Source organism: Methanobrevibacter sp. 87.7 (assembly GCF_002208625.1).
Lineage (GTDB): Archaea > Methanobacteriota > Methanobacteria > Methanobacteriales > Methanobacteriaceae > Methanarmilla.
Map to the genome: position 1 here is coordinate 1 of NZ_MRCT01000057.1, position 11,328 is coordinate 11,328.

Sequence of the window (11,328 nt, forward strand, 5' to 3'; positions counted from 1 at the left end):
ACATACTAAATTTTTAATATATAAATAATTTAATTATAAAATTTATTAATATTATTTTTAACTACTTATTTAATATATAATAAATACTTTTAACATAACTTTTCAAATAATTTAAATTTTTATTAATATATAATATTTATTGCTTATAATTATATTATAAAAATTAATTTATAAAAGTTATATTAATAAAATAATTCTTAAATTATTATAAAAATCAAAAAACGAATATTTTTATTTAAAAATATATTTAAATATAAAATCTAATTTTAACTAAACTTCATAAAAAACAAAGGTTCTAACTAAAATGGCAGAAAAAAAACCAGATTATAAATACGACAAAACAGAAGATGGTTTAAAATATAAATATGTTATAGATGGAGAATACAAAGTAATTCCAATTGAAACTAATTATATTAAACCAAAAGAAAGCTTAGACAAATTATTAAACAAAGTTTACCCATTAATAGAAAATGACGATTATTTAGTAATTGCAGAAACACCTATATCTGTATCACAAGGAAGACTTGTTGATGAATCAAAGTATAATCCTGGAATAGGTGCTAAATTTCTTGCAGGATTCTGGAGCAAATATCTTTGGGGATATATTTTAGGAACTTTACTTGGAATTAAAAAAAGAACAATAAAAAATCTTAGAATTTTACCAAAACAAACTGCTGCACATAAACAAGTAGTTCTTGATTTATATGGATGGAAACATGCATTAAAACCTGCTTCAGAAGCAGGAATTGATTTAAGTAACTCACCAGGAACTTATGTATCCCTTCTTCCTGAAAATCCTCAAAAAGTTACAGAAGAATTGTCTAAAAAAATCAAAGACAAAACTAATAAAAATATTAATGTTATGATAATTGATACAGATGCAACATATAAAAGGAAAGGTAAATATTTTACAGGACTTCCTACTGCAATAGAAGGTATTGAATCAAATAAAGGAGCATGGGGTTATACATTAGGACAAATATCTGAAAATGTTGGTTCAACACCTCTTGGATCAAGCAAAAAATTATCTGTTGAAAAAGCAATAGAAATAGCAAATGTTGATGAAAGATATCAAAAATCTCTTGAAACTTGTATGGAAACAATACACAGTGCTAAAAAAGTATTAAATACTGAAAGTAGTGAAGATAGTATTAGTGTTGAAACTTTAAACTCAATAACACATACACCAGCAGTATTAATTAGAAAAAACTAAAAACTACATGAAATAGGAAATAAAATTAAAAAAATTAAAAAAATTAGAAAAATTATATAAAAATACATAGATTTATTAAATATAAAAATAATATAAATAATATTATAATAAAAAATTTTAAATTTAGTATTTTAACATTAGTTTTTCTTTTTTTAATAATTATTTAATTTTCAAAAAATAGACAATCCAATCTTAAAATTACTAATTTTAAAAAAATGAACTATAAAATCATGGAGAAATTATATGCTAGACAACCCATTAGTAGAAATGTTAATAAGATCAATTATTGATAATCCAAATGAAAAACCTAAAAAAGGGGATGAAGATAAAGACAATTTTAAAATTGTTCAATATCTTAATGATGGAGTTACAACTGATGAAGAAATTGCAGAAAAAACTGGCATAAAATTAAACACTGTAAGAAAAATACTTTACAAACTTTATGATGCAGGACTTGCAAGTTATAAAAGAAGTAAAGATCCTGAAACTCAATGGTTCACCTATGACTGGAAATTTGAACCAGAAGAAGTAAATAAAAAAGTTGAAGAAAGTCTTAAAGACATAATTAAAGAACTTAAAGAAATTACTGATAATGAAGAAAATAATTTATTCTTTAAATGTCCTGATTATCATACTAGATTTGACTTTGCAGATGCATGTGAAATGGGTTTTACCTGCCCAGAATGTGGTGAAGAGTTAATTGAAGATGATAATAGTGAGATGATTGCACAACTAAAAGAAGATACTGAAAAATATGAAGAAATACTTAAAGACTTTGAAAAAAGTCAATAATTTTATAATATTTCTTAATTCTTTTAACTATTTTTAAACTAAATAAAAAATAAACAAATTTAACTATTTTTAAATAAAAAAACTAATTCTAAAAAAAAACTAAATTAAAATAAAATAAACTAAAAAAAAACTAATTATAAAAATATATAATTCGATGATTAAAATGAAAGAAATTGAAATTTTAAAAAATGAAGGCTGTCCAGAGTGGGTAATAAAGCATAGTATTAAAGTTTATGAAAAATCAAAAGAAATTGCTAAAAATTTTCCAGAAGCAGATATGGAACTTATTAAAAAAGGAGCATTACTACATGATTTAGGAAGATCTAGAACTAATAATATTACTCATGGAGTTATAGGTGCAAAAATTGCATTAAAATATGGATACCCTCAAGAAGTTGCAAATATCATTGAACGACATATTGGTGCAGGAATCAGCAAAGAAGAAGCAATAGAATTAGGATTACCACCAAGATCTTATGAACCACAAACAATAGAAGAAAAAATTGTAGCACATAGTGATAATCTATTAAATGGATCTGAATTTGTTGATATTGGATATACTATAAATAAATGGAAAAAACGAATTAAAAATCCAGAAGATGCAATAAAAAAAGTTAAATTATTAGATTATGAACTTATTGGTAAATTTAAAGAAAATAATAAAAAAGATAAAAATAATAAAAATTAAATTAGTATATTAAAAATAATATAAAAAATGTGATAATATGAAAGTAATATGTTCAAGTGAAGAATCATTATATAGACCAGAAGCAGTTAGATGGAGACAAAGAATGAGATTAATGAAACCATACGGTAATGTAATTACAATTCTTCCTTGTTCTATGAAAAAACCATATTCACATTCAAAATCACATCAAAAATTTAAAAGGGCAACAAAAGGATACCAAGAAGTAATTGTAACCTCCCCATTTGGAATTTGTCCAAGAGAAATGGAAAATACTTTCCCAATACAATCATATGATACAAGTGTTACAGGTAATTGGAGCCAAGATGAGAAAAAAGAAGCAGGAAAATTACTTAGAGAATATATTGGAGACACTCCAGCAGTTGCAAATGTTGCAGGAGGATATGAAGAAATCTGTAGAGAATACCTTGATAGTCTTGATATAACATACACTTGTGTAGATGGTCGTCCTACAAATCCTGATTCAATATATAATACAAGAATGGAATTAAAAAAATATGAAAAAATGCCAAAACGTGGAAGAATGCTTCATGAATTAAGATCCATTGCAAGATACCAATTTGGTAAAGGAGGAGAAAACTTAATTCCAGATGATATTAGAACTAAAGGTAGATATCATCGTATAATATATTATAATGATAAACAATTAGCATTTTTAAATAAAGATATGGGATTATATACTTTAAGTCTTGCAGGGGGAGAATTACTTGCAGATATTGGATTAAAAGTAGTTGAAATTGATTTCAATTTAGAAACAAATACTGTATTTTCACCAGGAGTAGCAAAAGCAGATCCAAATATTATACCAAGAGATGAAGTTGTAGTAGTTAAAGATGGTGAAGTTGTAGGAACTGGAAAAGCTATAATTAGTGGAGAAGAAATGGAAAAATCAAATTATGGTGTTGCAGTAGATATAAAACATAGAAAAAAATAATATTTATATATTTTTAAAGTTTTAAAAATAAAAGTATAAAAAATAAAAAATTTTAATTTAAAATACTTTTCTTAAAAATAAAAATAAAAAAATTTAGTTTAATAAAATTTTTAAAATAAAATTTTAAAATACTTAAAAATATAATATAAGTTTATATAGTATGAAAATATAACAATTTCTTACTAAAATAAAAATTTAAAAATTAAAGTGAAAATATTAAATATTCAAAAATATGAATATATTTAATAACATGAATATTTAAAATTAAAAACAGAAAAAAAATTTTTATTAAAATTATTAAAAAAAATAGAAGGTGAAAATATGTCTGAAGTAGAAGAACAAATTAAAGAAGCAATTTACCCAGTTCTTGACCCACACATGGGTATAAGTGTTATTGAAATGGGAATTGTTCAATCAATTAAAGTTGAAGACGGTGTTGCTGAAATAGTTATCAAACCAACTAACCCTGGATGTATGAGTATTACTCGTGTAGCAGTACAAGTTAAAGAGTTTGCATCTAAAGTTGATGGTATTGACCAAGTAAAAGTCACAATCATTGATCATGCTATGGCAGACACACTTAATGAAATGCTTAATAGAGAATAAATTTTATTTCTATATTTTTTTATTTTTTTCTTTTGAAAAACGAAAAAATTATATATGAAGACAACCAAAAATTACATTAACTTGTATTTATTAAATTCATTGAAAAAATATGAGTTTTTATTTAATTAATTTTTATATATAGGCTAGTGGCACAGCTTGGTTAGCGCGCACGGCTGATAACCGTGAGGTCATGGGTCCAAATCCCATCTAGCCTACTTCTTAATTTAATTTAATTCAAATAGGCTAGTGGCACAGCTTGGTTAGCGCGCACGGCTGATAACCGTGAGGTCATGGGTCCAAATCCCATCTAGCCTACTTCTTAATTTAATTTAATTCAAATAGGCTAGTGGCACAGCTTGGTTAGCGCGCACGGCTGATAACCGTGAGGTCATGGGTCCAAATCCCATCTAGCCTACTAAAAAAACTATTTTTAATAATATTTATCTTAAATTGAATATTAATATTTAATTTTTATTAAAATATTAAATTTATTTAAATTCAAACTATTTTTTAAAAATAAAGTATAAAAAATAAAAAATTTTAATTTAAAATACTTTTATTATAAAAAATATGAAATTAATAATCTTAAATTAAATTACTTTTTCTTATAAAAAAAATAAAACTTTATATATTTTATAATATAATTATACAATAATGAACAAAAAATTGGAGTGTAGTTAAAATGTGGGAAAAAGTAAACAAAAAATTTCAAAAATACCCAGCAAGAATCAGAGTAGTTCAAAAAATGATAGAATTAGGTCTTAGAGTATCTGATGATGGAAAAATATATTGTGGAGATTTAAAAATCAATGAAGCTGCACTTGCTAAAGTTTCTAATGTAGATAGAAGAGCAATAAAATCAACAGTAGACATAATATTAGAAGATGATGAATTAAACACTATTTTTAAAAATATTATTCCTGCAGGAACTTTACTTAAAAATATTGCAAAAAATTTAGGTCTCGGAGTAATTGAAATTGAAGTAGGAAAAGAAAGTAATGGAATTCTTGCTGCAACAAGTAAATTAATTTCAGATAAAAATATAGATATTATACAAGCATATGCAGAAGATACTTATTTAGAATCAGATCCAGTACTTACAATTATTACTGAAAAATCAGTACCTGGAGATTTAATTAATGAATTCTTAAAATTAGATAAAGTAAAAAGAGTATCAATATACTAATCTAATTAAAATTCCTATTCTTTTTTTAATTTTTTTAATTATATATAAAAATTAATTATAATATAATAATCCACTAATTTTAAATAAATATATAATAAATTAAGACTATTTTTTACAAAAAATAAAAAAATAAGAAAAAACACTAATTTTTACAAGAAAACAAAAAAAGTATAGAAATAAAAACTTAAAAAAAGAAAAAATAAAAAAAGTATATAAATTAAGCTTTATCAGGATGAGCTGCAGCCCATTCTTTATCTTCTTCATCTAAAACTTCTAAAAGTTCATCCCAAGCTTCTAAAGACTCTTTAGCTGCTTGTTCAGTTAATTTTTCAATAGCATAACCTGCATGAATAAGAACATAGTCCCCAAGTTCTACGTCAGGTAAAAGATTATACCTTGCAGTTTGTCTAACTCCACCAAAATCAGCAGATAGCAATTTATTTTCTTTATCTAATTCAACAACTTTTGCTGGTGCTGCTATACACATATTATACACTCCTTTAAAGTTATTTTAAAAAATTTTTAAACTCAATATATATTCAATAATAATATAATATAACAAAGTATATAAAAATTTTTAATTAAATCTAGAAAAATTCATAATTAAAAACAACAACTAAACAGAAAATAAAAAACATATTAAAAATAAAAATAACAATTATATTAAATATTAGAAAATTAAGGTGTAATTATGGAAAATATTGTAATAGGTTCAGGACCTGCAGGGAGAGTAGGATCTATTGAACTTGGAAAATTAGGTGAAGATGTAATACTTATTGAGAAAAAACATATTGCAGGAACTTGTTTAAACGAAGGTTGTATGGTAATATGTGCATTAAATGATGTAAGCCGTTTATTAAATAATAAGAAAAAATATGAAAATCATGGTTTTATAAAAGGGAATATTGAACTTGATTATAAAAAACTTACAGAAAAAATTATAGAAACACAAGAAAAATTAAGGGCAATAGAACAAAAAGAAAATGAATCTGTTGGAAATAAAGTTATTTTTGGAGAAGCTAAAGTAGAAGGAGATACTGTAACTGTTAATGGTGAAAGTTTTAACTACAAAAATCTTATGGTTGCAACTGGTGGAAGACCATCAATACCACAAATAGAAGGTGTTGAAAATGGATATTATAGTAATGATATCCTTAATTTAAAAGAAGTTCCTGAAAAATTAAATATAATTGGAGGAGGAATTATTTCTGCAGAAATAGCTAATATTTTTTCAAGTTTTGGTAGTGAAGTTAATATTTTTGTAAGAAGTAGTTTTTTAAAAGAATTAAATCAAAAAACCAAAGATTATGTAATTAAAAACTTATTAAATAGAGTTAATATCTATGAAAATACAGATACTTTAGAAATAAATAAAAATAGTATTAACACATCAAAAGGAGAATTTGAAGGAATTACTTTTATTTGTACTGGTAGAGTTCCAAACTCTGAAATTGTTAAAGATATAGTTAAATTAAATCCAGATAATTCAATTGCAACAGATAATATGATGAAAACTAATGTAGATAACATTTATGCTGCAGGTGATGTTACTGGAGGATATAATTTAACTCCTGTTGCAAGAATGGAAGGTATAACTGCTGCAAGAAACATGGCAGGATTATCACAAATAGTAAAATACAATAATATTCCACAATCAATAACATTAGATATGCCAGTTAGTTTCATAAACAATAATAAAAATTCAGAAAATAATTCAAGTATTGGTATTCCAGGACTTGCAGGACCAGAAACCTTTTGGAATATATTAAATGGACATACTGGATTTACAGAAATAGGATTTGATAAAAACACAAAAGAAGTTAAAGAGGTATACTCTATTTCTCCATCATCATTAAGTGATGTTGCTTATATGTCATTACTTATGAATATTGGAGAAGATATGGAAAACTTTGATGAATTTATTGAAGTTCATCCAAATACTGATGCAGTATCTAAAATAATGAAATATATGTATTAAAATAAGCACATTATTAATAATTATATTCAAAAATTAATAAATAATACATTAAAAACAGGAATTTATAGAATAGGTACTAAGTTTATATTCCATATAAATAAGTACCTAATTCTAAAAAATAGCTAAAATATTATAATCTAATTACTTTTTTTATATTCATTTAAAATAATATTTGCAATATTTTCAGATGAATTAATAATTTTTTCACCATAATCTTTAGTTTTTAATTTAACTTCAGAAAGATTATTCATTACATTTTCAATAACATTACTTAAATTATCATTATTTGCTTCAAATACAGCACCTTCAAAGACATCAGCCATATCATGATATCTACCATATTTTACTCTTAATAATGCAATTGAAGGAAGATTACATACCATTGCTTCTTGAAGCATCATACCGTCATCAGTTAATACAGCAAGATCAATAATTTCATATAAATCTTTTATCCAATCAATATAACTAAGATAAATCATAGATTCATCATCAAACCAATCATAATATTCTTCTTTTAATGGAAGACCAACAAGAATTATATTATATTTATCTGTAAGTTTTGAATAATCAGATACTGCCTTAGCCATTTTTTCAAAGATAGTAGAACCTGATGAAAATAGAATTGTTTTTTTATTCTCATCAAAATCAATTGCATTAGGATTTTTCTCTTTTTCTTTTCTACAATGTTCTTTGATTTTTTCTAAACCTATTTCTTTATTTCCTTTTAATATATTTGGAGCAACTGGGAAATAGGATCTATAAACATTTTCTGGAATAACACTTTGTCTAAACATATGTGCTTCTGGAAATACAATACATGTATTAAGTTTAGTACATACTTTTGTATCAAGTGGAGTACTTAAAACACCAACTGCAGGAACTTTAGCAAGTTTAGCACCTAAACAACCTACAACTGCACCTCCACCAATAACACCTACAACAATATCTGCTTTTACTTTTTTAATAAGATTTCTACATTTAAATACAGCACCAATAGTTTTAAGACCTGCTTTAATAGTTGTAATTTTATTTGCTGCATGCCCTCCTGCTTGAGGAATTGAAATTTTATACCATGAATATCCATTTTTCTCAAATAAAATTCCAGGAGCACTAGAGTCAAGTGCAAGTTCACAATCAAAACCTTTAGATTCTAAAGATTTAATAATATTCATACCAATTACTGCATCTCCACCTAAACCTCTACCAGTAATAACAACTAATGCTTTCATATAATCTACCATAATTTTACATTTTAATTAAATTATAATTTATTCTTTTTAATATATTAAAATAATTCTTAATTAAAACTAAATAAAAAATTTTCATAAAACTAAATACAATAAGAAAAATCAAACTAAATACTAAAACAGTAAAAACCAAAAAACAGTAAAAAAAATAAAATTATATTATAAAATTGATAAAAAATAAGATTTTCAATAAAAAGAGATAAATAATTAAAAATTAAATAAAGAAAGATTAATAATCTAAACGTTCCATCCTATGTGCTTCTGGATTAAATAATAATCTCTTAGCACCTAAAGAAATAGCTAAACTATTATTTGTTTCAGGTTGTTTATCTTTCCATATTAATTTTCTAATATAATCTCCAAGTCCACCACCAGTTAAAACATCCATAACATAATCCATAAATACAGGATTATATAATTCCATTTTTCTTACAAAGAATGTTTTTAATGTATTTCTCCTTACAAATGCAATTAAGAATGTTGTGATAATAAAGAATATTATTACAGCTGGAAGTCCTCCAAGCATGTAAAATGAAAGACCTAAAGCAATAGCTAAACTATGATTTCCAACTTCACCTAACATAATTTTACCAGAAAAGTCAAGTGGAGAGTAAGCAATTGTTGCTACAAGAATTAAAAGAGGTGTATAAAATGCTGGAATTTCTTCAACCATTGGTCTATTAAGTAATACCATTAAGATTGCAACTAAAGCACTTAAAATAATTGTAACAATACAAGTTGATCCTGGTTGCATATCAGATATATTAACTGGTTGAATTAATAATGCAATAAATATTGAAGATATACCTAAACCTAAATAAAAACCAGCAATCATTACACAAATCATACCAATTCCACGAGAAAGCTGACCCCATTCCATAGATGACATTCCAATAGTTTTCCTTCCTAATAAATCATCTACTAATGCAAATAATCCCATTATAAGAACGAGATCATTATATCCTGAAGGTAAATAAAATATTAAAACAAGAAATAAAATAATACCTACAGCTCTAGGAGTTCCTCCTCTTACATTAGGGTAAAGATTCTTAATATATCCTTTTTCTCCTAAACGTCTAAAAACAATATCTATTACACCAGTTCCAATGAATGTTAATATAAATACTGTAATTAATGCATTTATAATTCCCATATACATAATAATCTTAATCCTTTTTTATAAAAAATTAATAGAATATATGATTATATAAATTAAAAATAGTCTTTTAAATTTTTATAAAAACTTTTTAATATTTTATTTATAGTCTTAATATTATATAACATTTTTTAAATATTTAAAATAAAATTCAAAATCAATATACAATAAAACAAAAAATAATAAAAAAAATATGATATAAAATAAAAAAAGAAAATAAAAATTATAATTTACATATTCTTTAAGATAATAAAATTATTAAATATCTAAAAAATTAAGAAAATAAACAAAAACTAGTAAATAGTTAAAATAATAAAAAATTAGGAAATAGGATATCTTAAGATAGCAGCCATTCCACCTAAAGCATCAAGCTGTTTACCTCCATCATGTTCACTACTAATAATAGTAACATCTCCACCCATATTTTCTGTAAGATTCATTAATTTTTCAATATTTTCATCTTTCATATATACATCAAGAACCATTAATTTTTTAACTGCACCCATATTAATTGCGTTTTTAGTTTGATTAATACCATAAACAACAATATCAGAATTTTTAGATAATAATTTAAGTAAATCATTAATATCTTTCATTTCAAATGCTATTCTATTTTCAGTAGTTAATTTTTCAACAGTTCCTTTTTTAAGAACTTCCTGAATACCTACACGTCCACCAGAACCTGTTGATTCAACAATAGATTTTTTAGCGAGATCTTTATAATTATCTTGAAGGAATTTAAAAAGGTCATTTTTAGCAAATCCTGGACCTGCAATAACAATACTTTGAATATCTTTATATTTGTATATAGTTTTAACAATATCTTGATAAAAGTCAATAATTTCTTTATTTCTATTTTTATTAACAATTCTTTTACCAGAAATATTTCCATAAACTGGACCATAATATTCAATACCAAATTGACGTATTAAACCAAAAGTTACTGTATCTTCCTCAATGAGAACTATAATTGCAGATAATTTTTTAGAAGCTTTTACTGCTTGTTGAAGTCTTTGAGTATCCCATTTTGACCATTGTTCCTTTCTAATTTTAAGAGGAATATTAAATTTAACTTCAATAGTATGATGAGATCCAAGAGGTATTAAATCTTCTGGACCTTTTGTAATAGAACCAGTAAGACGTAATTTACCAGTAAACATATGAAAACTTACAGATTCGACTTGAACTTCAAGAGTAAATGTTTTTTTAACTCCTCTATCACTTCTAATTTTATCACCAGAAGTGTCTTGAATACGTCTTGTTGTTTTAGATGTAACAAAATCCCCCTTCCGAACAATATGAGATAAATGCCAAAGATCATCTAATGTTTCTGGAATAACCTCTATTATTTCTTCTTTTTGATTTTGATAAGATATTTTCATTATTACACCTAAATTCTTTATTTTTAATTAAAAATTAATAAAATTATTAAATAATTAAATTTTATAAAGTATTCCTAAAAATAAGTTTTTAATAATAAATATAAATTTATATTATATAATATATTAAG

The 11,328-nt window shown here is 24.3% G+C and carries 11 protein-coding genes and 3 tRNA genes; 10 read left to right on the plus strand and 4 right to left on the minus strand.

Features of this window, described 5'->3' with window-relative positions:
* The first annotated feature begins 304 nt into the window (after positions 1-304).
* From BGI41_RS04025 to BGI41_RS04065, 9 genes are all read left to right on the plus strand, one after another.
* Complete coding sequence (locus tag BGI41_RS04025) at positions 305-1,213, plus strand: coenzyme F420-0:L-glutamate ligase (RefSeq protein ID WP_088538953.1); 909 nt, start codon at positions 305-307, stop codon at positions 1,211-1,213.
* Between the two features lie 243 nt (positions 1,214-1,456).
* A complete protein-coding gene (gene tfe, locus BGI41_RS04030; RefSeq protein ID WP_088538954.1) occupies positions 1,457-2,005 on the plus strand; it encodes a transcription factor E in 549 nt (182 codons plus the stop codon).
* A 163-nt stretch (positions 2,006-2,168) separates the two neighbouring features.
* The gene (locus BGI41_RS04035) at positions 2,169-2,693 is read left to right on the plus strand and encodes a TIGR00295 family protein (protein ID WP_088538955.1); all 525 of its coding nucleotides are present in this window, start codon (positions 2,169-2,171) and stop codon (positions 2,691-2,693) included.
* Between the two features lie 37 nt (positions 2,694-2,730).
* Positions 2,731-3,645 carry a DUF5591 domain-containing protein gene (locus BGI41_RS04040; RefSeq protein WP_088538956.1) on the plus strand — a complete coding sequence of 305 codons (915 nt, stop codon included), beginning with the start codon at positions 2,731-2,733 and terminating at the stop codon, positions 3,643-3,645.
* A 321-nt stretch (positions 3,646-3,966) separates the two neighbouring features.
* Complete coding sequence (locus tag BGI41_RS04045) at positions 3,967-4,251, plus strand: iron-sulfur cluster assembly protein (protein ID WP_088538957.1); 285 nt, start codon at positions 3,967-3,969, stop codon at positions 4,249-4,251.
* A gap of 140 nt (positions 4,252-4,391) precedes the next feature.
* A tRNA-Ile gene (locus tag BGI41_RS04050) sits at positions 4,392-4,466 on the plus strand.
* A 25-nt stretch (positions 4,467-4,491) separates the two neighbouring features.
* Positions 4,492-4,566, plus strand: a tRNA-Ile gene (locus BGI41_RS04055).
* 25 nt (positions 4,567-4,591) lie between these two features.
* Positions 4,592-4,666: transfer RNA gene (locus BGI41_RS04060), tRNA-Ile, on the plus strand.
* 267 nt (positions 4,667-4,933) lie between these two features.
* Positions 4,934-5,437 carry an amino acid-binding protein gene (locus BGI41_RS04065; RefSeq protein WP_088538958.1) on the plus strand — a complete coding sequence of 168 codons (504 nt, stop codon included), beginning with the start codon at positions 4,934-4,936 and terminating at the stop codon, positions 5,435-5,437.
* Between the two features lie 217 nt (positions 5,438-5,654).
* Here BGI41_RS04065 and BGI41_RS04070 read toward each other — a convergent pair whose 3' ends face one another.
* Positions 5,655-5,924, minus strand: coding sequence for a HypC/HybG/HupF family hydrogenase formation chaperone (locus BGI41_RS04070; RefSeq protein WP_088538959.1), 270 nt, complete (start codon positions 5,922-5,924; stop codon positions 5,655-5,657).
* 204 nt (positions 5,925-6,128) lie between these two features.
* On the opposite strand from BGI41_RS04070, the gene BGI41_RS04075 reads away from it, so the two are divergent.
* Complete coding sequence (locus BGI41_RS04075) at positions 6,129-7,415, plus strand: NAD(P)/FAD-dependent oxidoreductase (RefSeq protein ID WP_088538960.1); 1,287 nt, start codon at positions 6,129-6,131, stop codon at positions 7,413-7,415.
* Positions 7,416-7,552: 137 nt separating this feature from the next.
* Here the strand turns inward: BGI41_RS04075 and BGI41_RS04080 are convergent, their stop codons facing one another.
* The 3 genes from BGI41_RS04080 to BGI41_RS04090 form a co-directional block, all read right to left on the minus strand.
* Complete coding sequence (locus BGI41_RS04080; protein ID WP_088538961.1) at positions 7,553-8,644, minus strand: glycosyltransferase; 1,092 nt, start codon at positions 8,642-8,644, stop codon at positions 7,553-7,555.
* Positions 8,645-8,891: 247 nt separating this feature from the next.
* Positions 8,892-9,821, minus strand: coding sequence for a cell wall biosynthesis protein (locus BGI41_RS04085; protein WP_233126311.1), 930 nt, complete (start codon positions 9,819-9,821; stop codon positions 8,892-8,894).
* A gap of 317 nt (positions 9,822-10,138) precedes the next feature.
* Positions 10,139-11,200 (minus strand): mRNA surveillance protein pelota, encoded by a 1,062-nt coding sequence (locus BGI41_RS04090; protein WP_088538963.1) that lies wholly within the window; start codon positions 11,198-11,200, stop codon positions 10,139-10,141.
* Positions 11,201-11,328 lie beyond the last annotated feature (128 nt).